This window comes from Bradyrhizobium sp. BRP20 (assembly GCF_020194215.1).
In the GTDB taxonomy this organism is placed as follows: domain Bacteria; phylum Pseudomonadota; class Alphaproteobacteria; order Rhizobiales; family Xanthobacteraceae; genus Bradyrhizobium; species Bradyrhizobium yuanmingense.
Genome location: NZ_JADYVY010000026.1, coordinates 45,980 through 70,158 on the forward strand (window position 1 = coordinate 45,980; position 24,179 = coordinate 70,158).

The 24,179-nt window shown below is 61.3% G+C and carries 11 protein-coding genes and 3 pseudogenes; 8 read left to right on the plus strand and 6 right to left on the minus strand.

The features are described 5' to 3' along the window. Window positions 1-177 precede the first annotated feature (177 nt). A pseudogene (locus I6F33_RS34785) lies at window positions 178-483 on the plus strand (transposase); the annotation flags it as partial. Between the two features lie 89 nt (window positions 484-572). Here the strand turns inward: I6F33_RS34785 and I6F33_RS34790 are convergent. Continuing rightward, entirely contained in the window at window positions 573-1,115 is a 543-nt protein-coding gene (locus tag I6F33_RS34790) for a hypothetical protein (protein WP_225141948.1), read from the minus strand. A gap of 233 nt (window positions 1,116-1,348) precedes the next feature. Here I6F33_RS34790 and I6F33_RS34795 point away from each other — a divergent pair, with 233 nt between their 5' ends. Beyond that, entirely contained in the window at window positions 1,349-1,579 is a 231-nt protein-coding gene (locus I6F33_RS34795; RefSeq protein WP_225145532.1) for a hypothetical protein, read from the plus strand. A gap of 608 nt (window positions 1,580-2,187) precedes the next feature. On the opposite strand, the gene I6F33_RS34800 is transcribed toward I6F33_RS34795, so the two are convergent. Then, window positions 2,188-3,993, minus strand: coding sequence for a S8 family serine peptidase (locus I6F33_RS34800; RefSeq protein WP_225145533.1), 1,806 nt, complete (start codon window positions 3,991-3,993; stop codon window positions 2,188-2,190). 156 nt (window positions 3,994-4,149) lie between these two features. Here I6F33_RS34800 and I6F33_RS34805 point away from each other — a divergent pair, with 156 nt between their 5' ends. The 6 genes from I6F33_RS34805 (at window position 4,150) to I6F33_RS34830 (ending at window position 20,939) form a co-directional block, all read left to right on the plus strand. After that, a complete protein-coding gene (locus tag I6F33_RS34805) occupies window positions 4,150-11,262 on the plus strand; it encodes a methyl-accepting chemotaxis protein (RefSeq protein WP_225145534.1) in 7,113 nt (2,370 codons plus the stop codon). A gap of 27 nt (window positions 11,263-11,289) precedes the next feature. Next, complete coding sequence (locus tag I6F33_RS34810; RefSeq protein ID WP_225145535.1) at window positions 11,290-12,696, plus strand: hypothetical protein; 1,407 nt, start codon at window positions 11,290-11,292, stop codon at window positions 12,694-12,696. Between the two features lie 137 nt (window positions 12,697-12,833). After that, window positions 12,834-17,951, plus strand: a complete 5,118-nt coding sequence (locus I6F33_RS34815; protein WP_225145536.1) for a hypothetical protein — start codon at window positions 12,834-12,836, stop codon at window positions 17,949-17,951. 89 nt (window positions 17,952-18,040) lie between these two features. Further along, window positions 18,041-19,876 (plus strand): hypothetical protein, encoded by a 1,836-nt coding sequence (locus tag I6F33_RS34820; protein ID WP_225145537.1) that lies wholly within the window; start codon window positions 18,041-18,043, stop codon window positions 19,874-19,876. Window positions 19,877-19,899: 23 nt separating this feature from the next. After that, the gene (locus I6F33_RS34825) at window positions 19,900-20,388 is read left to right on the plus strand and encodes a hypothetical protein (protein ID WP_225145538.1); all 489 of its coding nucleotides are present in this window, start codon (window positions 19,900-19,902) and stop codon (window positions 20,386-20,388) included. Between the two features lie 239 nt (window positions 20,389-20,627). Continuing rightward, a complete protein-coding gene (locus I6F33_RS34830) occupies window positions 20,628-20,939 on the plus strand; it encodes a hypothetical protein (protein WP_225145539.1) in 312 nt (103 codons plus the stop codon). 74 nt (window positions 20,940-21,013) lie between these two features. Here I6F33_RS34830 and I6F33_RS34835 read toward each other — a convergent pair. The 4 genes and pseudogenes from I6F33_RS34835 to I6F33_RS34850 all read right to left on the minus strand — a co-directional run. Beyond that, window positions 21,014-21,253, minus strand: a pseudogene (locus tag I6F33_RS34835) (nucleotidyl transferase AbiEii/AbiGii toxin family protein); the annotation flags it as partial. After that, window positions 21,243-21,882: pseudogene (locus tag I6F33_RS34840) on the minus strand (DUF6088 family protein). The pseudogenes I6F33_RS34840 and I6F33_RS34835, both read right to left, overlap by 11 nt. Before the next feature lie 903 nt (window positions 21,883-22,785). After that, a complete protein-coding gene (locus I6F33_RS34845; RefSeq protein WP_225145540.1) occupies window positions 22,786-23,412 on the minus strand; it encodes a DUF6036 family nucleotidyltransferase in 627 nt (208 codons plus the stop codon). Continuing rightward, on the minus strand, window positions 23,409-23,795 hold the full coding sequence (locus tag I6F33_RS34850; protein WP_225145541.1) for a hypothetical protein: 387 nt from the start codon (window positions 23,793-23,795) through the stop codon (window positions 23,409-23,411). The genes I6F33_RS34845 and I6F33_RS34850 overlap by 4 nt, the downstream gene beginning before the upstream one ends. Window positions 23,796-24,179: the final 384 nt, after the last annotated feature.

Below are 24,179 nucleotides of genomic sequence, written 5' to 3' on the forward strand. Positions count from 1 at the left end.
CGGCCGGTGCCACGACGTTCCTGCACGATCGCGACGGCGCCTGCTGGTTAATACGTCCATCTGCCAGCGTGGACCGGCGCCCCCCGTTACGGCCTCAGCTGGAACTGCCCAAGCGATCCTCGATCACTCGGAGGTCCTCAAGTAGAGCATCTCGAGGATAATATCGCGGACTTCCTCGAGGCGGCCTACAAGTACATTGGCGAAGTCCAAGCCTTGCAGGAGGACACCGTGAAGCACTCAAAGGACGAATACGTTCGCCGCGAGGGCGACAAGGTGATCTCCACCAATACGGTTGAGGGCTACCACAGCATCTTCAAACGCGACATGAAGGGCGTCTATCAGCACTGCAGCGAGAAGCATCTGCATCGCTATCTCGCAGAATTCGATTTCAGGTATAGCAACCGCGCCGCGCTCGGCGTGAACGATTATGAGCGCGCCGAACTCATGGCGAAGGGCATCACTGGTAAGCGTCTCACCTATCGACGGCCAACCGCAAAGCAGACGCCGCGTCGAATTAAGAAGATGCTCGCGGCTTATGCCAAGTGGCGATCCAAACGAGAGAAGTGCAAGGACTAGCCGCCAACAACTGGATAGGTGGCCGCTGGCCGCCGAAACCAGTTTTTAAATAGATTCCCGGTCATGGAGACTTGAAAGCGCAAAGCCTTCTCTCCATAGACGCTTTGTTGCGCAGAATTCCAGCACGTCAGGAACAAAATCCTGTAAGGCGGCTCCTCATCAGCTGAGAATTCATCCAAGCAAACACGCGCTTCGTCCGCTGTTTTGCGTCCCTCGCGCATACTGGCAAGCAGTTCATAGTACCGACGCTTCATCATCGCGTGGGAGCGCGCTCGATTAGACAGATCGAAGGTCAAGTCGAGCGCCGCCAAAATCGCGGCACCAGCCGCAAATACCTCTTTAAGGAGTGCCGCATCGATAGTTACGCTGGCAACGTGCAGCATCTTCGGCAACACATCAGTAAGGGCGGCCGTCCCGAGCGCTATAACAGCAAACATGAACCAGCGATGCACAGTATCAAGAAAAGCCTCACGGCAGGAGTGATACTGAGCATTCGTAAGACAGCTTATCGTAGCTTGCTCTAGCGGCGAGGCGGCCATGGGTCCGGATGCGGCTCCTGATGACGGGGGTCCTCCCGCTTCTCGATGTGTCTGTCGGGCTCCCACCTCGGAGCCGGTCTTGGCTGCTCCCGTTGCGGCTGAGGTTGCGGCGTCGGCTCCGGGCGTCTCGGCTCGTTCGCTGCTCTCCATGGGCTTCCCATTGTGCGCCGCCCCCTACCGCTTGGATTTCCGAGGCGGCCATGGGTCAGGATGCTTAACCGCAGACTTGTGTCTTGCTGCTTTTTTTTGCAGCCTTCTTCGCTTTCTTCGCCTTTTTCGCTTTTTTTGCCATGCGCCCCCCTCTCGCGCAGCATATACAACTAACGGCTGTCTCGGCTATGATCTTTTGGACGGCTTCGTTTTTTTCATTTTACGACGCCTTTCCCGGACCGATGTTGCGGCGGGCTTTTCGCCACCACGTCAACGGCGCGCTCAAAGCGCTGCCAGGCGTCGGGCTCTATTAGTTCCGGCCTCTAGGTAGCTTTCTTGTAGTTGGAGTCGAGTTGGTGAGCGGCTTAAATGGCACTAGTAGCTTCCGCTTGCTCAACGCCGGGCTGATGCTGGGATCGCGCTAGCTCGCACCCGAGTCGCATCAGGTTACATTGCAGCCAGAGCTTCTGCTGTAAATCATGCTTGCTGCGCCGAAATAGGTTCCCGACATACGAGCCCATACGGAGACGGTACAAATGCTTAGCCATGTTCTGCTCCTGTGCAGCAATAGCCAAAACTAGATGTGGCCAATTGTACCGTTGCCTTCCAGACCGCCGAAATTTCCTAAGTGAGGCATCTCGTTCAGCGCCGACATTGTAGCGCTCAATGAAAATCGATTAATGCAACAAATCCAGGATCAGCGCCTAAATTCGGCGGTTTGTCGACTTCTTTCGTGGTTTTTGTTACACGGATTATCGGTTTGCGGCGGCAGAGCGCGATGCTCGACCACCACGCCTGCTGTGATCATGAAAAGCCCGCGACGTAGCGGATTGGGAAGAAAGGCGGTAGCTGTGTTCGGCGCCGCAGGCTCGAGCGTGCCGCAGGGTCGAATTCGCTCCGTCGCGCCAAATTCGTGCTGCGATCAGCTTCCTACCGGTGCTTTCGCTGCGGTCACGGAATTCAGCGCATTGACGCGTCCGCGCCCCCAAATGTTCGGCAATGGCGCAGGCGGGGCGTCGGCGTGGTCACCAAGCAGCTTGGCGACTTGATCTTGCTTGAGCGTGGGCTTCACCTGCAGCATCGCCGCAACCACGCCGGCAACATGCGGAGCCGCCATACTGGTACCCTGCTTGGCCGTAAATGGCTTGCCAGCAACATCGAGCTCCGGGTGCGGCTCGGCGTTGATGGCCTTCGCCGAAATGATCAACTGACCGGGCGCGCACAGGGTAGGAAATTGACGGTCGTCCAACGTCGGTCCCTGGCTCGAGAACGCCGCGGGCTTGTGCAGATCGGCGGACGGTCTCGTAACGTATGCTCCAACCGAGATGGCCTTGAGCGCGGTCGCCGGAATCGTACCGGTACTCGCGGCGCTCGTTTGCGACGAGGTGAACGCGGTTGCGGGAATCCCCTTGCGTCCTTTCGGGGCACGCAGATAACCATGATAAACGCCAGCGTCGGCACCGGTCCCCACGGTGACGCCCGACAAGGTAATCGACCATGTCCCGGGAGCAATCCGCAGACCGTCCCGACGAATGGCGATGCTGATCCGGTTCTTGTTGTGGGCAGGAACGGCAATGGCGGATGCGAGACTAACGGTCGAGCGGCCGAGTGTGCGCCGCACCGAGCCCCCGCTTGCCGCGAGCGACATTGAAACGCCCGAAGGATCGGTGACAACGACATCGAACCTTTCCGCAGTCGACTTCAGACCGTACCAGATTTCGATGTCCAGCTCCTTGGCCATCTGCCTGTCATCGATGCGGAAAGTGATCCGATCCGTGGCGCCGCGCGCGATCCTGCCCCGAACGTGCTTGTTCTTGTTTCCATCGTTGCCGGCCGAGACGACGATGGCGCGCCCTTCAGCCCCGAGCGCAGCATCAATCGCCCTTTCATCCAGGCTACGACCGTCGCGCGCGCCCAACGGTTGGCCCAAACTGAGATTGATAACGCAGGGACAATTGCGCGCTCTCGCTCGTTCCTGGATGTATTCGATCCCCTGCCGTATCAGCGCAAAGTTGAACTTGGTGGCGACAACGATCAGATCCGCGGCCGGAGCCATTCCGACGAAAGCTGTCGCCGGGCTGCCGGGCGAAACGGCGCCGTTGCCAGCGGCAATTCCCATGACATGGCTTCCGTGTGGATCGTCGGGCACGTCCTTGGTGCGCAGCGGCCGTCCACCCGTTCTCAACGCGTCATTTATGGCGGTTTCGGTGAATTCCACGCCACTGCGTGCCGTACCGTCAACGTTGTTTCCCGGGGAACCTTCCGAGGGAAAGCGGGGCGGACGACCCGGTCGTGCCGGCACCGGTTCGAGGCGCTGGTCCCAGATCGAGAGGATTCGGGTCTTGCCATCGGGCTTGCGAAAGCTCGCATGCGTATAATCGATGCCAGTGTCGACGATGCCGATGATCACCCCCTTCCCCACTTCGCTTCCGATCACGGGCTGCAGCACGTCGGCCTTGATGTCGGATCGGCTAACGTCGAATGGCGAGTATAGCGTGCGCGCGAGCTCTATGTATTCGATGCCCAGGCGGTGGACCTCGGGCAGGCTCGACAGGGGCATCTCGGCAGAGATGATGCCGCCGGCCGTCGCGTGCAGCCGCATTCCCAAGGCCACAAGTTCATCAAGATCGCCATGCCATTCGAACGTGACCGGCACCCGTGTCGTCGCCCGCTCGTGTGCGGGCGTGTCGTCGTACATCCATTGCAGATGCGGATCGATGATCGTCATGTCGCTTCTCGCAATCGGTGGAGGGTAAGACACGTTCGATATTGACCGATCAAGCGTTCTACGGCAAGTTGCAAGAGGGTCTCGGACCATTTCGTCCGACCGCATTTCTAGACTTCCTATTTTCGGACACGACGTTTTTGCTTAGGGGATTGGACCATGGCGGGCGTCGCTGGGCCGGCTAGAATTTCCTTTATCGCCATTCGCGCGATGGAAGACAGGTCGGATGGCCCGCTTGAGGCCGTCGTCATCGGCACCAACGATCTGGACGGAACCGACTGGCGCTACGTTTGCTACGATCTTGCGGTCTTCAAAAACCTTCTCAGGGATCGTGACAACCCGTTCGCCCCGAAGAATCCGCTCTACGCGGCGAATGCCCGTTATCACGACGGCAGCGACGCGAACGACCCGCATCTGGGTCACGTCGCCGTCGATGACGATCAAGACCCAACCCCGCCAACATCTGCGATCGAACTTCGCGGCATCGCTCTGTTCACGGCATATCGCGCGCCGACCAACTATGCGGCGGAGAAGGATCCGGTCAAGCGGCAGCAGAAAGCCTGGGACGTCTTCGACGAAGGTCCGCTCGCCCGCTTCGATACGATCGCCCTGGCCCGCACGCTGGCCGACAAGCCGGCGCCGCGATGGCAGGTTTCGAAGCTCGTCATTACGCCGGCGACCGGAAAACCCGGCAACTTCAAAGCGCTCGCGATCAGGCTTCAAGTTCGCCTCGCATTGAACGGCCACTGGATCAGGCCGAAAGTCGCCACCTCAGGCGACCGCTATGACACCCGCTTTCACGTGGGCCTCGATGTGGTCCAGGCGACAACGACACAATCCTTGTGGAAAATCGCCGCCGCGCCGAGAGGCGCGCTTTGCCGGCTTATCCAGATCGCGCTCACGATCGGTCCATGGGATCGTGGAGAACCCGCGCTCAGCATCGTTCCACTACGCTATGCAGATAGCGATTTCATCGACGCGATCGTCAAACCCGATGACGGCAATCTCTCCACCGATCAGGTCGACGTAATACCCCTGTTCGTCGATCAGGGCATTCCCAGTCAACCGCCCAACCGACCGCGCCGCGAATTCGGGCTTCGTGCGGTCGAGCACCAATTCAACAAGGACACGGGCTCCCACGACATCATCCGTGTCGCTCTGCGCTTCGAGCTAACCCTTTGGAACTATAGCGGCAAGATCGGCAGCATCCTCAAGCGGTTCTTTTCCAAACCCGAGCTCCTGCCGGTCAAAGGCCGGGTCCGCTTCTCCCAAGAGCAACGCGTCGGTGACATCGGCGCCCGCGGCCTCAAGCCGCTCTTACCGGTGCAATGGATCGTCGCCGCCCGCCTCGATCCGCTCAACGTCGACCCTAAATCGGACCCAAAGCTTCGGCGACCCGATCAGATAACCGACTTCGTCATCGACGCGTTCGATGTCGTCATCGAGGATGAGCATGACAGTCTGCGTAAGGTCCGTGACGGGACGCCACTAAGCGTCATGCCCGCGCTGGCCAAACGCAAGTCGGAACGCGGAATGCCGTGGCACGCAGTCGGGTTGCTGCGCGAGAATTACGCCTGGCGCCGTGTCATCGTGCCGACCACCGGCACCGTCAAGGATGCGGCCGATAAGCGGCGTCAAACGGCTTTCCTGTCCTTCGAGCCGCGCTTCATCCCCGATATGTGGCAGGGGGTCACCGCATTCGAGCTCGTCGAGAAAGGCAAGTCGGACGAGGATCCGCGCTTCGCCTCGCCCTGTACGGCGACGTTCGCTCGTATGATCGCAACGGAGGGCACGGCGCCGGTCTGCAAGGCGCGCATCTCCGCGCCGTTCGTCGCCGCGAGCACCGATGTCCAACCCGGCGCGTGCACGGACGGGCCGGCATGGCAGCCCGCTATCACGCAGACCGACGATCTCGGCACGGTGCCGACGATCAAGTTTGGCTTCTCGCTCGAAAGCACCGATGGCTCCGAGATAGCGCTCGGCGCGCTGGGCTTCTCGCTTCTGAAGGCCCCGGACCTCACGATGGTCACCAAGGCCGATCTGACCGGGCTTCTTGCCCGATCCGGTGGTGACGAGCTGCCAGATGCGCAATTGCAGGCGGTCGTTAAATTCCCGATCGAGCGCGTTAAGCCAATCGGCCAGGACGACCTGCCTCCTCAGATCCGCAGGCAGTTGCTCGGTCGCCCGACGCCCATTTCGGATGACCCTGACGAGCCGCTCCTGCTCGAACTGGACTACCGCAGCGGCTCCGAGCAACCCGATGACGAAAAGCTCATTCAGGCCTTGGTCGCCACGGAATCACTCGCGCCCGGTGAAAATCAGTCGGTCTCCCTTTCGCTGCGCGCGATCAGATCGATGACGACGACCAGCGCAGCTCCAAAGCGGCTCGCCTTGGTGATCGACCCGACCCCGTTCCGGGTCGCCGCCGTGGAGTATGTCGAGCCTGCTCGGGCCGCCACCGATCAGAGCAACGAAGTCGCGATATGGAGCGACGAAGGTGACGTGTCCTGGCGCGTGCTTGATCCTTCCGAGGCGGTACGGATGGTACTGCCGCCTCAGGTCATCGGCGAGGCGATGGAGAAGAACGCAACCGCAATCGCCGGCGCACCGAAAGATATCGAACCAGGCCGCCCGGCGGCCGCGCGGTTTGGTGCGCACGCACGCCTCGAGGTCGACCCCACCTTTGCGGACACCAACTTCCGCGAGCCGGGCTGGAACCTCCGTCGTAACATGGGCTATCCGACCATGCGGACGCCGGGCTCCCGCTTGAAGGAGCTTCGGCTCGAGCTACTCTACGGTTTGACGACCCGGATCAGCACCACCGACAAGAGCACCGACGCCTTCGTCACCGAGATCGGCGCAACGATCGGAGCGCCCGTATCTCCCCTGTCCGATACGGCGAGCGCGTCCCGTGCGACACTGAAGAGCCATCTTCAACTGGCGGGCCTCGTGTTGCGGGCCCAGCGCAGGCGACTTGCCGTCGACAAGCTCTGGAGCGGTCACCCCGATGCCGAGCTGAAGATCGAGGACGGCGTAAGTTTCAGGCTACGCACCGGAGGATCGGACCCGGCGCATGGACCCGCGACACCTCTTCGCTGGCCCGTACAAGGCGAAATCCCGGCAGATACCGGTGGTCTGATCGAATCCAAGAAGCTCGCGCGGACGTTTTCGACCAGCCAGGACGACCGGGAGAGTTTTCCCGGCGGGGTCGCCTGGGCTTTCGAGAGCGCTAATATCCTGATGAAGGTCTACAGCCGACCGGACGCGGACGGGGGTTCGGCGAAAGGCATCCACCTCTCCGCGCACGGCGGCTATGGCGGCCAGCGGGCGCTGTTCGACGAGAAGAAGACCGTTGTCGAGACCGAGACCGGCCAGGGCCGCGTCCACCGTTACAAGCTCGAGCGTATCGGGCGGATCGGCGGCCTCTGGAATCGAGCCAAACACGTCATCATCTATGAGCGGTCCGTCGTACCTTCCGCGCAATTCTTCAATTTCGACCCGATCGGCGTGTTGCAGGACGAACACGCCGGACGCCCGATCCTTCGCAAGGTCGAGGAGTACGTCGAGCTGCTGCAGCCGGTGCGCCGCTATCCCGAGGACGGCAAATCGATCGCAGCCGCCGGATTTCTCGTCGGCGTGGAGTTCAAGTCGGGCAAAATCCGTGTCGATAGCCGCTGGGGCGGCGATGTGCGCCGTGAAGGCTGGCAAGTGCCTCTGTGGAACAAGGCCTTCGCGAGCCTCCCTCCGGTGTTGGCCCCCGCCAGGCCAGGCGATCCCCCGATCAATCCGGACGATCCCTCGCTGATCTATCCGAAGCCGCAGATTCGTTTCCTGCTGGCGGGAGAAGGCGGCGGCGAAATTTCCGTCGAGGTCGACGAGCCGGAAAAGCTCGTCTTCTACACTTCCGTGGTCGACGGCGAAAGCGGCGACGACACCGATGCATGGCGGTCGGTGCGCGATATCGATTTCATCGATCTACCGCCACCGGCCGCGGGCCGCATGAAGCCCAACAGCGCCAATCTCACCGACGCCATGATGCCGTCAGAGCCGGCGCACGCACCTGGTTTCGAGCGGATGACCATCGGCCTGGTCCGTGCGAAGGAGCCGGCTGTCCTCACCCACGGCCGGGCACCCAGCGGCCCCGGCACGATACTCAAGAACATAACAATCGCCCGCGCCGCACCACTGACCGCCGTCGGCGCCCCGAGCCCACTGACGACTTTCGGGCAGTCACTGACGCAACACAGTTCCGACCTGCGCGCGGCCATCGATGCCAAAGTCGGCCAAGCGCTCGGTGTCCTCGAGAAACTGGACCCCGAGAAGCCTCTCGCCGATGTCAAAAACGACGCCGTCGCAGCCATCGGCGCCGCACTCAGCCATCCGAGTTTCGTCGGCGATCTCAGGTCCGCGACTTCCGATGTCAAGAACTCGCTCAAGTCAATCGATCTGAGCAAGATCGACCCAAAATCGCCCTGCGCCTCGCTCGCAGACCGCCTGAACGATGCTGCCCAAGGACAGGTCGAGCGTCTGCGTAAGATCGCAGGCGAAGCGATCGATTCCACACTTGATGGGGGCCTGAGGCCGATCCGCAACATCGCTGGCATCGTTCGCGACGTGAGCGTGTTCCTCGACAGCGAGGATGCATGGCTATCGCCGGATGAACGCGCCGACCTGATCGACAAGCTGTCGGGACTGCAGAACCGGATCGCCACCATCGCGGACGAAAGGAGAGCGGACATCGAGCTGCTGTCAAAGCGGGTGACGGCGGATCTCGAGGCCATTAAGGCAGTAGCCGGCGCCTCACTCGGTGAAGCGCAAGACGTGGCAATTCCGGCCGCACTCGGCAAGATCCACGATACGTTCAAGACGCTGAAGGACGACGTCGGCGCGGCAACGGTGGTCAACGATTTGATCGCGGCGTCCGCACGCGCGACGCTTGACGAGCTTCGCAAGCAAGCGCAGCAAATCGACACTGAACTTTCGCATATCGACGATACGGCAGCGCTCATGGCAGCGCGCCGCATCCTGCCGGCCATCCACGACACGTTGGGGCAGGCAATCACGCTCGCCGATGGTCTTACTCACGTCGGTGCTGCGATCAGTGACGACGTGAGGACGGCTCTCGCCTCCTACGAGGCGTCGCTCAAGCAGTTTGAGGACGCATTGAAAGCCCGTCTCGGCACCGCCGGCGGATCACTCCAAGCGCTCGCCACCAAACTCGATCAAATCATCGCCGAGGCGCAGAATGCCGCGCGCGGCCTCGTCGTGTTTCTCGAAGACACGATCGACGCGGGCCTTGCCGAGGCAACCAGCATCTTCGATCGGATAGCCGATGCGATCATTGCCCTCTCGGCTCCCGAAGATCCCGACGACGATGCCGATTCCACCGGCGCTATCCATCGGGCGCTGACGGCGATAGCTGACACCAGCGGGTTGATCGAGAAGGCCGTGGTTGCGCAGGGCGAAATTGTCGCAACCGTTCTACGGAAGACACTCGACGCGCTCGCTGCCGGCATCACCGCCGCGATCGTTGACGTGGGGAAGGAACTCAAGGATGCCTGCGCGGTATTCGACAATTTTATAGGAGAGATACGGAAGGACGCGCAGAAGGTCGCCGATTGGCTGCAGAACGCCCTCGACGTCGACGGGTACAAGAAACGGTTGGACGATGCGGTAAAGCAAGCCATCAACGATGCCCAGGGGTCCATCGAAGACCTGAAGCGGCGTGCCGCGGAAGAAGCCGAACGCGTCACGCGCGAGGTCGAAAATCGTGCACGACAGATCTCCGGCGCGGTCCAGGAGACTTTGCGCGATGCGCTGGGAACGGATCCAGTAAAATTAGCCGATCAGGCCAATCGGCTCTATCAGGAAGGCAGCGATACCTTACGGCTCCTTCGTGCCGTCGGCGACCCTCCACAAACGGATCGGCTCGGCTTCAATCGACCAGAAGTCGCCTACGTGCTCGCCGAGGCCAACAAGGTCGTCGACATGACCCCGGCGATTGCGCTGGTCAACCGGGTTTCGGATACGCTTGCGGCGGCCGATAAGGCCGGCAAGGCGGTCGGTGACATGCTTCAGTCGTTCGGCGTGCGGCTGCCCTCGAGCGGCGTTGCCGAGCAGTTCATTCCCGACAAACTGAAGCAATTGTCCGTCGCGGATCTCATACCGAATATGGGCGGTATCGATTTCCGCGGCCTGCTTCAAAGATTTGCCTTCCCGGATCTTGACGACTCCAAGGCCATCAAGGTTCAGCACGGTTTCGACAACGTCCAGATGCGCGCCTGGCTTCAGACCGACATCGACGTCCCCTTCACCGAGCCCGCGCCCCTCCTGTCGTTCGGCCCCGTTGAGATCGTCGTCGACGAAGCCAAGTTCAATGCCAAGGCGCGGATGTCAGTGGGCCGCGACGGGACCCAAAAGACATTCAATGGCCGCATCTTCGGCGACTGGAGAGTCGTGACCGGCGGACAGGACATCCTCACCTTCCGTCAGACTGGCTTGTATTTCGACGACTCCGGCAAGATCGATTTCAAGATCGACCCGGAACGGGTAGAACTCGCCGACGCGCTCGCGTTCCTGACTGATTTTCTCGCCGCTTCCGGCGAGGGGGACGGGCTGGTCATTGAACCGCTGATGCGCGGCGGAGTGCCCGCCGGCATCGCCGCCACGCTCGACATCGACCTGCCGGACCTGCAGCTCGGCGTGTTCGGAATCTCGAACCTTTCGTTGCACATTCTGTTCGGCATCGCCGCGGTTCCTCAGTTCGAGTTGATGTGCGAACTGTCGGTCGCCACCAAGACAATGCCATTCACGCTGAGCGTCTGGATCCTGAACGGCGGCGGATTCCTGACGCAGCGGCTATCGTTCCTCCCGGTCGCCAAACCTCACCCGATCCTGACCTATTCGCTCGAGGTAGGTATCGTCGCCGGCGTTGGACTAGGCTTCAACTTTGGCGTCGTCTCGGGTGGCGTCTGGCTTCAGGTCGGCTGCTCAATAACGATGACGTGGTCGACCGGCGCCGGTGGCAACACCACTGCAATTTCAGTCTTCATACTCGCGCGCGGCAACGTCGACGTCGCAGGCCTGATCACGGCGGCCATTTCGTTGTTGCTGGAGGTCACCTACGACGGCGCGCTGATGATCGGGTCCGGAACGCTCCGGCTCAGTTTCAAGATCAGCGTCTTCTACACGCTGCGTGTCTCCCAGCACGTCGAATATCAATTCGCCGGCGAGAAGAAGCAGTCTGAAGGCTATTCCGATTCTTACGCTTGATTTTGTCGTACCAAGGACCGTTCGTCGATGGCTTCCGATCCGCGCAATCTCAGAATAAAGGTCCAGGCGGATCGTCTGCCAGACGTGAGCAACAAGGCTCAGGTCTCGCTACGGGTAAGCGCCGTCATCGATGGATCCGACGGAGCGCTTCTGACGGACGCGATCGGTGAGATCCTGCCCTGGAAGTGGCGCCTGGCGGATGGCAGCGGGACCTGGAATCCGCACGACGTCACCGCCTGGCGATTCTGGCGCATCGTCGACGTGACCGGAGTTCCTACCATCCAGGATCTGGATGCCGGAACCATCGTCACGGCGGCCGCCAACGCGCCGGCGGATTTCGATCTTCCCGGCGCCGACGGAAGCAGGCGCTTTCACCGCCGGCTCGAGGAGGAAATCACCTCGATCGTCAACACGAGTGGCCTCGAAGCTGCCCTGTGCATGCCGGCGGGTACGGCAGAGGTGACTGGGCGCACGGTGTTTGGGCTTGTCGAAAGCTTGACGGGATTGCCGAACCCGGTTCCGGTTGCCAACAAGGTGTTCACCGTATTCACGATCGACCCCGCGCCTGACAAGAGCACCACTTTCATCGCGGCACCGTTGTTCGGTCCGACCGGCGGCGGTACCTACACGCTCGATCCGGCCGGTCCCACCGTGATGTCGGATCAAAACGGCGACTTCTGTCGCGTCGACCTTGTACCTACGCCTGGTCCTGGTTCCGCGCCCATGTTCGCGGACGGGTCCGTCGACATGCGACCGAGCTTGTCATGGGATGATCTCAGTCCGTCCGGCGATCCCCAGCGGCTCATCGACATGGAGACCATGCTGATCAAGAGGCCAGCCGTCGGGCACGGCTTGACCGATGAGGACTGGGCCGCCTCCCTCTCACGACGGATCGCCGAAGTCGTTGATCCGTGGGCCCGTGTGTTCGGCGTGCTGGACGCCACCGTGACGAGCGAAATCACGAAGGTGGCGGGCGGCGACGAGCTGCGACGCGCGCTTGCCCGGGATCTCGCCTCACAACCGACGCCAAAGTTTCTCGTGGCGCTTGATTCGATTTCATGGTGGGTCGTGGGCAGGCGCAGCGCCGCTTCCGCGATTGCGCTGCCACCCGGCTTCTTGATACTGGAAGGCCTCTCCCTCCGCCAAGCCGACTTCTGGAATCTCACAGCGGCCCTGATCCTGGGCGCCGCCGAACGTGACCCCGGAAGCGTCAGCAACAATCCGCGCCGCGCCCGCTTTGCTTCCATCAATTCACGCAGGTTGAAGGGGCTGCTCGGCTTGCCGCTCGATCCGCCGGGCTCGGCCATCGCCCCCGAAATCGAGAGCATCGAGTCAGAAGATGGCCTGCGGAAGTTCGTGGCACGCAATTGGCTCGGCGGACCGGATCTTTCGTCCGACGGTCCTCATCCGCTGCTGATCGCTCGCCTCGCGTGATCGGCGCACGGACATTGACTTTCCCCCCCGACGCTCAAGCGTTCGGCCCTGGAGCCACCCAACCAGTTTCGGGCGCCGTGCTGGATCTCGGGCCAGCCGCTTCCGCGGCCCCCATCGCGCCGGCGGCACCGACGAAAGTGGCGTTCGATCTCGCTCTCACGCCACCTGCAGGCGATTTCAAGCTAGTCGTCGCGTTCGTGACGGCGCCAGGTCGCCCGATCCTACCCGAAATTCGTATCGCCGGGACGGCGGCGTCTGCCACGTTGGACGTTGCCATTTTTCAGGATGGCGCCTCCGTCATCGCAACGACGCTCGCGCGTGGAGCGACGATCCGCGTCGAGATCGCGATCATCCGACCTGACGCAAATGCGGCGGTCACCGTCACGCTATCGGCCGGCGGTTCCACGCCTGTGCCGGCCGACCGTCTGCTCGGGGCAGCCTTCTATCTGTCGATGAAGGCAGAGGTTTCAGACATTCCGGACGTTGCCATCGTCATGCCCGACGCGACTGCAACGCCGCTACGTACCGCGTTGGACCGCATCACGACCGGACCCGGCCTTCGCGCCGATCTCGCATTGGCCGTGATCGGGCCGTACATTCCTGGACTGACGGCCGGACGATTGACATGGGACGCGCCCCAGCCCCAGAACGAGCAAGATGCGGCTGCGCAGCTTCCACTCGACGAGCGGCTGATAGCCAGCGTTGCCGCCCTCGTCGGCGCCGAGCGTGCCGACGGCAGCCGTCCCGCCGCGTCATTGTATGATCTGATCATCGGTGCAGCGCTCACCGATGCGGGACTCGCGGCTGCCAATCCCGGGAGTGATGAGGAGAAACTTGCCAATTTGCTGAAAACCGTCGTCGAGGCCGCTCGCCGCGATGCCGTTCGTCTCGCCGGCCGCCTCGTGCCATCAGCCACAGACGAGTCAGGAGGCGGCGATGATTCCAGCGGCCGCCTCACCGTCGATTCGCCTCCACTGGTTTTCCGCTTCGACCAGCTCCAGAGCATTGCCGGTGCCGCCGACCTTTGGACCCGGCTGTCTGGTGTGGGAGCCCTGATGGCCCGTACCGACACTTTGAGCGATCCGATCCAAGCGTGGCGTAGTCTCAACGTTGCCACGCTGCATGCCCCCGACACTTCGTCGCAAGGTTCGGCGCGAGCTGCGCTCAGTGAAGCCAATGCGGTGATGGTCCGTAATCTTGCCTGGGCCGGCGGAGCTATCGTCGATCCGGTCCCGCTGCAGGTCGGAGAGATCGGCGGCATACGCGCTGCCTTGCTTTCATACGACAATCGCTCGCCGGTGGCCGAGATGGCCACCGATGCCGCGCTAGACAACGTTCCATCCTCGTTCGCGCGCCGCATCGAAGCCTATCGCTTTCCGCCGACCACGGGCGATGGCGCCACCGACTATCGCCTGTTCGCGCTATCATTCGGCTATGCCTTCCACGTCGTCCCATACGTCATCGGTCACGGCGGGACCCTACCTCCGATCTTGCGGAATGATCCCAATGATCCATTGACGATCCGGCCGATTGAACCGGCCGGGCCGCTCAAGGGACAGGTCAAGATCGCAACAAACATGGATGCGGTGCGTCGGTCAGCGCTCTACCGACGAACACGTCCAATCGGCGCACCAAGGCTTGCGGGCGACCGATCCAAAGCGATTCCCGACGGCGTCGTGCCGCTCGCCGGTGAACTACCGATACGGCCAGCCCCCGTGACCATCGGAGGCGATGTGCAAGGACGTTTCTTCCTCGATCGGCAAGGACGTGCCGGCGTCCTCGAAGTCCGCGCCGGTCCCGACCCGGGTTTGCGGATCGACATCGGCCGCATGGAGTGGCCTGAAACAAACGAAGCGCGTAAGCTGTCCATCACGTTCCGGGGCCGCTCGGGGCCGAGCGAAGCCATCACCGACCTGCTGACATTGACGCACGACATTGGCAGAAGCGGAGCGATCCGGGTCGAAGCGTTCACGACCATAACGACGATCGCCGCGGGAGTTGACGAGCCCGAATGGGCCGAGGATGAGTTTGATTTTGCGGCGGCAACGCAAGACTTGCAGCTGCCCGCCAGCGACATCGCGCAATGGCGAGACGTCCTGATCATTATCGCGACGGACAAGGACGTCGACATCGAACCCCCGATCGTCACACCGATCGTCAGTCAGCTCGACAGTACGGGAAACTTCGCAAGCGTCGCTGTCGGTAAGCCGCGAATTGCGCCGGAATCGGGCCATCAGATGCGCGCGACCCACGTGCTCGACGGCATCCAGGTCGGCGCCGCGACGGGCGCTCGCCAGATGACGATCCGATTGCAACGACCGACGGTGGAATTTGGTACTTACGGGCGATGGGTCAACCCTCCCCTGTTCGACGATCGAGTTGTGGCCAACCGACCGGTCGTTGCCAAGGCGCTCGACGCCGCGCTCGGCGTAGCAACGAGCCCAAACAAGACCAAGGACGATCGGTCCCTCGATGATCCGGCCGTGACACAGTTGTACGGTGAACTGGTATGCATCTTTCCAACTTTTCGGAAGTTCAAGATGGCAGCAGTCGGAGCTGCCTGGACCTCCCTCGAGGACGTGCTCGGCTTCGATGGCTCTGGCCGTCGCCATGTCGCGCCGATGCCGTCCATGACCATCAAGGTCGATCCAAACGGGCGGGAAGGTCTGACCGGCGATACTGCCACACTCTTGCCAGGTCGTATCTACGAGTTGCGCGTCTATGCAGGATTGCCGGACAAGCAAGACAAGCTTTGCCCTTTCACGCGCGACCAGCGGCTTTCGGCCGCCGTTAAGGCCACGCTCAGACACTGTCCGATCGACGCGAAGATGCGGCTGGCGGGCCCCCTGGTGCTGACGCTCGAAGTTGCGACCGAAGCCGTGCCCGAGATCTTGGGAACACAGCCGCTGAACATCGACCTGCGCCGCGCCCCCGAATATGCCGAGCAGGCATGGATTTCATTGACGGCGGCGTTCACAGGAAGAACGTCGACGTATCCGGCTTTGCGCTATTGCAATCTCGCTGCGCTCGAATCGCAACGCTGGAGCTGGCGCGGCAGGCCGCAGGACGACCAATGGTACCGGTTGGCCACGACCGGAGCTGAGGCAATCGACCAACCCCGGTATCGGGAGCTGTTCGACACATCGTTCTCGGACCGTCGCAACGATGACGTTGGCGAAATCTTCGAACGTCGCATCGAGCGTGCCCATGTCTATGGCGGATTGAGGCGGCGCAGCGATCCTGCCCCAAGCAACCCCATTCCGCGCCTGTTCGACAAGAGCCTCGACTGGCGTGGCGGCATGAATTTGTGGCGCTTCGGTCTTCGCATCGTAAGCCGCTACAAGGCTATGCGGCCTGGACGGCCGGAATTCATGCGCTCCAGTCATCGGGGGCCCAACGGCAGCGCGATCTGGCAGAACAAGGTGCTGGCCGATCGTTCCAACGACCGTCGTCCCAAACGTCCGGGTCTGGCGATCGTTCTGCCACTGACCGAACGCGCCATGGCGTGGGGAACCGTTCCTCCGCTCCTGGCCTTGTTTAACGAACCGCTCTATCCGAATTTCCATGTCGGAGATGGCATCGACGCCATGGTCGAAATGGCCCGGCATCCGATGACACGAGCCGAACGAAAAACGCGTGTCGCGACGATCGATAAGCTTTTGAATCCATCGGACGGCACCCCTCCGCCGACCGGAGAAGCGCTCGACAGATTGGTTGCGGAACGAGCCGCCCTCCAACGCAATATAGACGCCGGCACCGACGGGCCGACAGATGCCCTCAAATACTGGCAGGAGCACGGCCCGGACTCGATCCGGAGCGCAACCGGCTCCGGCGGCGCGATCATACCGCTGCGGATCGACGGCCCCATCGGCTACACTTTCGACCTCGCAACAGAGGCCGGGCGTTTCGATCACGCCGGTTTAATGATTACACCCGTCAAACCCGACATTGTTCCCTGGTCGTTCGTGAAACTGAAGTTTCGTCGTTTCGAGGCTCCGGAGAGCATCGACCCTGCGACCGCCCTCACCGGCCAGGGCCTGGCTCCAGCATCGTACAATAAATTCTATTGCGAACCGCGCCTTCTGGCGATGAACGATGCGTCCAACCGCTTCCGGCTGTCCAACAGCCGCAAGATTATGCGGGACTTTGCGCCGGAAGACTTCAAAGACCTCAAGGACGTCGTCGGCAAGGGCATCTTCCCCGCCGAGCACGAAGGGCTCGCGATCGACATTGCCAGCACGGAAGACCTGGACGGCTCGGCGATCCGGTTTCAATTCACTGACGACAGCGACAGCGAGTTCGTTCGTATCGCATTCAGCGTGAAGGACGACGGCGCAAAACGGAGCATTGCTTTCCAATTCTTCACGCAGTTAGGCGATGCCGGCACCTGGACGCTGGACGTCCCGGCCGGCGGTGACGTGCGGTTACGTCTGATCGTGTCGGCCCGGGACAAACCGGAGAAAGGCGAAACGTACAAGCCGGCCGGTGACATCGCGGTGCGCGCCCGAATCGCACGCGATACGACGGATGAGATTCTGTCACCGAGCGAAAATCGCTGGCTATCGGTGGCGTGCCTACCGCTGACCAGTGCAATCGAGGTTCCCATCAATCAGCCCCTCACGATGGTCATGAAGGCGACGGGAGCTCAGGCGGCCGTTTCGCCGGCAAGGCTTTCTACGTTTACACCATCGCTGTGGTGGCAGTTTGCCGAGCCCATGTCTCTGTTCGACGCCGTCATCGACGGAGTTGCGTCGACGGTGTCGACGGATGATCTCACCGCCTCGGTGACGGGGACCATAGTCTCAATCGAGCGCAAGCCCACGGCGCAAGGACCGTTGCAGAAACTGCAATCGCTCGCGCCAGCGGCCGATCAGCAGGCGGGACAGCTCGAGGAAGTCCTCGTGCTGGTGCTGACACGCAACATCCACGATGCGCTCGATCGCGTTCGGGAGCGCCCGGTCGCGGTCAAGCTCTGGGATGGGACGTCCACATCGCTGAACCTCGCCAAACCAGACTGGCCAACATTCGAGGATCCGAACGAGGGGCCAAAGCTCGGCGATGGCGGGCAGATCCGCTTCCTGCGCATTCTGCGTCCAAAGACGCGCGCGATGGGCGGCTATCTCGAGACCGCGCCGTCGTTTCCGTTGGATTTCTTTCAGTACGAAACGATCGAAGGAGACCTCGACATGAATCCTCCGGACGCCAAAGGAATGGTGCTCGGAATGTCGATGCCGATTCCCTGGAAGCTCGTGTGACGCGTCCAGGCATTCGTCAATCGTGACTTACGATCGCGAGACTAGTGGCAGAACGCTCATCATCGGGGGACCAAATGGTTGAGGGGGACGTGGAAAGGCTCGCCAAAATTATTTTGGGAGAAACGAGCGGATTGACCGCAAAGGGAACGGACTCAGCAAAATCGTTGGAACGCCTCTGGTCGGTCGTCGCCGGCATTGCAGTAACTGCGCGCTGGAACGGGCTTCAGGATCAAATGAAAATCGCCGGCAACATGCTGTCTGCCGACGAAGCGGCGAACTACACGATCATGAAGGCCGTTGCCGAAAAGATCTCGCAGAACCGCTACGACAGTGCCGTCGCATTGCCCAAGCAAGCAACGCTCTGGCAGATCGACCGAAATGGCGCGCCATCGAAGGACGTCGGCACGCCGCCCGACTGGATCTACAAGACCGGCGCAACCGAGGGCCTCGAATTCCAGGACAAATCAGGCCTGACGTACCGCCTCTATGGAACGAGCGAAGAGGCTCCCGGCAAACTTGGCCTCACCTCGTCGTATAGCCTAACTGGCCTGGCGCCGCGATCATGGAGCGTTCCCAAGCCGGTGAGGATAGCCGCATGGTGGCTCGGTTCGATCGCGGCCTTAATCTTCGTTTTCGGTGGCATCTCGGCCATATGGTCGGGACAGAGCGACGGCAATGCACGGAGCCAACTCCGAAATCTCGACATCCAGTACCGTGTGCTCGACAAGCTGGCCGACAATTGCATCTCGGATGCAGCTCTGCTTCCCAACTGGAAGCGGAGCGTTTGCAGCTTCCTTGATGCCGGCGGCAAGTACGTGAAGCCAGCCGCAGTTGCCCCTGCCGCGCCTCCGCCGGCCGCCCCACCGGCCGCTCAGGTGCCGCCGGCCGCCCCATCGCCTGCGCCGGGCGCTCCCGCCCAGCCGATCGTTCCGTACGGACCGAAGGTCGGAATGGCTCTCGCTACGATCCGGAGCTGCCTCGACCATGGGCCTTCCGCGGCGGACACAAACGCTGCTTCACCGTCGAAGAAGCCGCCAGAAACAGATGGCGCGGCCGCAACGGACGCGACGCTGTCGTGCGAACTTGTGGTGCGTAGCGCAGTCGATGCCGGCATTATCGCGGTCACGCCGAATACGTCCATTTGGTCCGGCATCGCGAATGCGCTTCTCGGACTGCGAGACACTCCCGGCACGCGGTCGATCATCGTGCAATTTCTGGCGATGACCCTCGGTATTGCCGGACTCGCCATCGCGCTCGGCCTGGGGACCAAGGGGCGCTTGGTCGGCATCTGGGTCGACGAGCGTAACCGCGTATCCCTGGCGCGGGCGCAGGTGACGCTCTGGACCATCGTTGCACTTGGCGGCTTCGCCACCGCGGCGCTTTTCAATGTTGGCCTTGGCGGACCAGGTACGTTCCCACAGGTCCCGGCATCCATCGCCGCCGCACTCGGGATCGCCTTTGCCTCACCGATGATCTCCGCGTTAATCCTGAATACGAAGGCATTCGGAATGGCCGGCTCGCCGTCGGATCAGATCACGACGATCGGTGGGAGGCCAAAGAACAGTAACGACCAGTCCGATCGTGGCCTGCTGACGGGGTCGAGTGACTCTTCGGCCGTCGAAGTCCGTTCGGACCCGACGATGGCGTCTCTTGCCGACGTCTTCGTGGGTGAACACGTGGCCGACTCGGGCGACGTCGATATTTCCCGGCTGCAGAATGTCGTGCTCACCGTCACCCTGGTCCTGGGCTATTTCGCGATGCTCGTCGAGCAACTCCGCGGAATCGCACCAGACGTGCTGCTAACTGGAATCCAGAGCCTGCCCGACCCCGGAGGTGCCTTCACGTCGGTGCTGCTGATCAGTCACGCGACTTACCTAGGGACGAAAGCCTACAAGGGGAGCGGGAAAGGCGACACAGCTCACTAGCGTTCACCATTGAGGACCCTGCTATGCCCGACTCGAATGCAGCAGCACTGATAGGTCTGGCTTTGACCGCGGCCGGTTTTGCCTTCGGCCTCTATCAGTATCGGATGAATAGTGAGCAGGCGAACTTGACCCGCCAGCGCGAGCGCGCGCTAGCGGCATCCGACCAAACAAAGGAATTCTTCGAAGATGGGGACGTGCGTTTCGTCATGCGCCTTTTGGACTACGGCAACGCCCAGTTTTGGAAGGAAGACACGCTGAAGGGCCGGACCTTCGACATCCGTGACCTGCCCACCGCGCTCGCCGTCCACTGGAAGCTGGAGCCAACTGAAGAAATCGAAAAGAAAACATTCACGGACCAAAATCTGGCCGTCCGCTCCGCTTTCGATAACTTTTTACTCTGGCTGGAGCGGATCGAACATCTCATTCGCTACGACGTTATCGGGACCATCGGCTTCGGCGAGCTCTTCTCGTATTGGCTGGTCCTGCTCGGCGAAATCCCGCAACCCCGGTGACAGGATCAATCATCTCTCCAATGAGGGGCGTGCCGCGCTTTGGGAGTACATTCGAGCCTATGAGTTCAATTCTGTCGTTCGCCTTTTCGCGCGCTACGGTCGCGCCGGCCCCGTCGGAAGAGATGGATTCCTTCCCCGCAAAACGACCTCGAAAGAGAACGTCTGAACACGTCACGCCGTACACGCCCTCCACTCCCGTCATTGCCTAGAACGATTTACCTAGAGGACAAGCAGCAACAATGCCAAACATAAGCCTGAGCGGGAAAGCCATTGATGGCGATCCAGATAGGTACTGGATTAATTTATTCGCCGCAGATAGCACCTGGCAGTCCGGCGAACCTGGGAATGCGACCAACGTATCGACGACGAAACAGGGCAAGTGGCTATCCAAGCCAATCCCCGACAAGGGCGTGTATGCAAACGACACAGCCGGCAAGGTCATGTTCTTCTTTCGCAACCTCGACCCGTCGACGGTGAAGATGGGAGATCGGGGTCAGGGGCACGCCTATGAAACAGCCCGTGCGATCGATTGGCACGTGGATAGCCTCTAGCTCCGGCGCGCCGGCATCTCGACGCCTAGGCTGACCTCCCGCTCAGGCGCTTGCCGCTAAAGGTTATCGTCCGAGTCGTCGGTGAGATCGACATCTTCCGAAAAACGGCGGATCGCACCGTAAGCCTTTGATAGCGAAGTTCCGCTTTTGAAGACAAGATGTTCGCCCAAAGGCGAGGAAAAGAGTGCGTTCAGGCACCAGACGACCCAGACATCCTTTTCGAGAAGATGTGCCGGACAACCTGAGTTGGACGCGGCAACGCCGAGCGCCTCTTGGCGCTCGGCGTCAGCCAGGTTTAGAAATCTATCCGACACGGAGTTCGCTTACCGGCTTGGCAAGCCAAGTCGGAAAGGAAGAAGCAGCGGACTTCAGCTCCTTCACTTCGGTCGGGGTCAGTTTCTGACTGATGGACCTCAATGCTCGTTCTGCCGTCTGTGGGCCCACCCAGGCAAGCGCACGCACTACCTCACCTGCACGTCGGTTCGCCAGGGCAAGCTGCCAACGCGGTGCATGCTTGAGCTCCACGACTTGCTTACCAAGGCGGAGCCTGCGGGAAGGACCAGAGGTCAGATAAACTTGACGGACAGGTACTGCGTCGTCAAACCAAGATGATTGGCCGCCGCCGCGCCGCTGGAAACGATGGTTTCGCCGCTGCGAACCTTGATTTCCTCGACGACTTTCTCGACTGATGGAGCTCTAATTCCGAAACGGCTTTCACCTGGACGCAATATATCCCTCGTCTCGCGCGCAGAAGTCTTTCGAGGAGCCAGTTCAACCGCTGTGGGCTGTAGAGGCTTGCTCTGTCCGGCGCTTCGTGTGCGGCTCGGGTAAACGCACGGACCGCCCTCCCCCCTCGCTCATCCGGCGCGCCCGCTGGATCCGGCAAGCGTCGCGCCATCGCATCGAAGACCTCCGTAAGACTGGGGACATTTCCCGTCGCCATGAGAGCGTCGAATGCCGGGCGCGCGACATCGACGTCGGATTCTAGGGTCGACAATACGCCCAGTTGCGCGACATCGTGGCTTGCCCAACCGTCGGCCCGTACGGTCAGGCGTAAAACGGTCAGAACGCTCTTTCGATTACGAACCAGATAGTCCGTCAAGCTTTCGTTTGTCCCGGGCGAGAGGACCCGCCGAAGCTCGGTCACACGACGTGATCGGACGGCAGGGATTGAACAAGGGCGGCGACAAAGGGGTGCACTCAACCCGCGCCGCCAAACCTGCGAGTTGCTTCGGATCCGAGGCGAACGCACTCCGGGCCAGAGGAGCCGAGCGCAGCAGGTTCGTCACGATCGTGATCCCGGCGGCGTTGTCGTTCGCGGCGGCGGCGTAAGACTCGACCTCCTGCGCCAATGCAGCCGCATAGGCCTTGGCCGCATCTGCGCCGAGCCGGGAGGTCACGGAATCGAGCAGCAGCGCGGTTCGCTCAACACCGCAGGTCGAGCCGCGGGTGGACTGCGCGATCGTCGAAAGCAGCCTTGCCAGGACCGGGGCGACATCGGCGGGCGCGTAGCCGGGCGAAAGGAACTCGACAGCCGGTGCGAGCGCCTCTCAGCGGCCCGCTGCCAGCATATCCCGCAAGGGTATTTCCGCGATCCGCTGCCTCACAATGGCAAGAGCGCCCGGTACGGTCGCAACGGCATAGATGACCGCGAACCCACGATCGCTGAGCCAGAAGGCCTTGTCGGTCGCGTGCTGGTCAAGGAACCTGGATGCGAAGCGCATCGCTCCAAGCGGCAATTTCGAGCGAACTTTCCGACAGCCCCGTCAAGATTGGCTCGAACCTTGCGAGCCTGCCAGGTTCGAAGGTGGACAATCTGCCGAGCGCGGCCCTCACCGAACCTGGATCAGCGCTTCCAAGGAGCAGCGTCTGCTTTGGGCTCGTCCGGAAGGCCCTTTACGAAGCTTATGGCTCGGTCCTGAAGTTCGGCCTCCAGATTTGTCGCCTTGATACGCTCAACGACGAGATCGCGATTGAATGGCCGCGCCTTATGGTAACCCTCCACGAACTCCTTGTCCTTTTCCGACAAGCGAGCGAGCTTGGATACAATAATGTCTTCAGGACATGGTGCGACGGCAAGAACCTTCCTGTCGTCAACATCGACAGTTTTGGTAATCGCGCGTTTATTCCAATCCCCAGGAAGCCGCGCGGTATTCTCGTCGACACCGTCGATATAGAAGCCGTGCTCCCGATGGAATGTAGAGCCCTCACCGTAGAGAGCATTGATCTCTTCTGAGGCCTCGGGATCATCTTCGGGATCCAGCTCCTTCTGCTGGATTTCCCATATTTTCGCGTTTTCCGGATAGGCGTCGATCTCACCAGAAGTGCGCAGGACGACGGGCGCATCAGGCCATGAAAGCAAGATGCTCTGGCTGCCAATGATGAAGACCTTGTCGGTTTTAAACAGCCGGGCGATCACCCTGACCGTCTCGACAAGGTCTTCAATAGTTCGAACAAACGAGTTTTGTGTCACGCCGCCATCCGCGGAAGTGCCGCGGTCTGATGGATCGCAGATCTCTCAGCAATCCGCTTCGCCGCCTTCCAAATACGACGGCGCAGAGTGTCGTCCTCGAAATTGATACCTTCCGCCAAAACGAAAGGTGAGGACAGACGCAGACGCGTCATCTCTTCGTCGCGGCTCGTCAGACGGCGGCGTACCGTAGATGGAGGAAAGCCGAGCATGTCCGACCACTCGCGAACGAAAGTGTAGCCTTCGAAATGTTGCGAGTTACGGGCCAAAGAATCCTTGGCCCTTTCGACCAGCGACGGGTCGCGACCGATCTGCCGCGCGATAAGCCGATGCATGATCAGCTTCGCGGTGTCATTCACGTATTCCCGGTTGATCCGGACGCTCATGGCTCTCGACCAGTACCTACCTCTCAGGACGGAAAATAGGGCATCTACCCTTAAAAATCCAGCTACTCACCAATCCTCTTGGACGGGGTATGTTCCCTGTCCGTTCAAGCTAGCAGTTCCCATAAGCCCGGGCAACGGGGCGGACAGCTCGAACGAGAGCCAAGATTAACGGACCGACCCGCAAGCACCCCTCCAAGGTTTTGTAGAAAATAGCAAGCGAAATCAATATGTTGTTCATTATGCAGCCTGTTCCACAACGGCTAATGGCCGATACCTCGGCGGCGCCCCCAGCATTTCTTGGCATTCCCCATCCTGCTCATCCAGGCCTGCAACCAGCCCCGCCAAACGCCACGGCGTGGCTGTGCTGCCGCCCCTGGAACCACC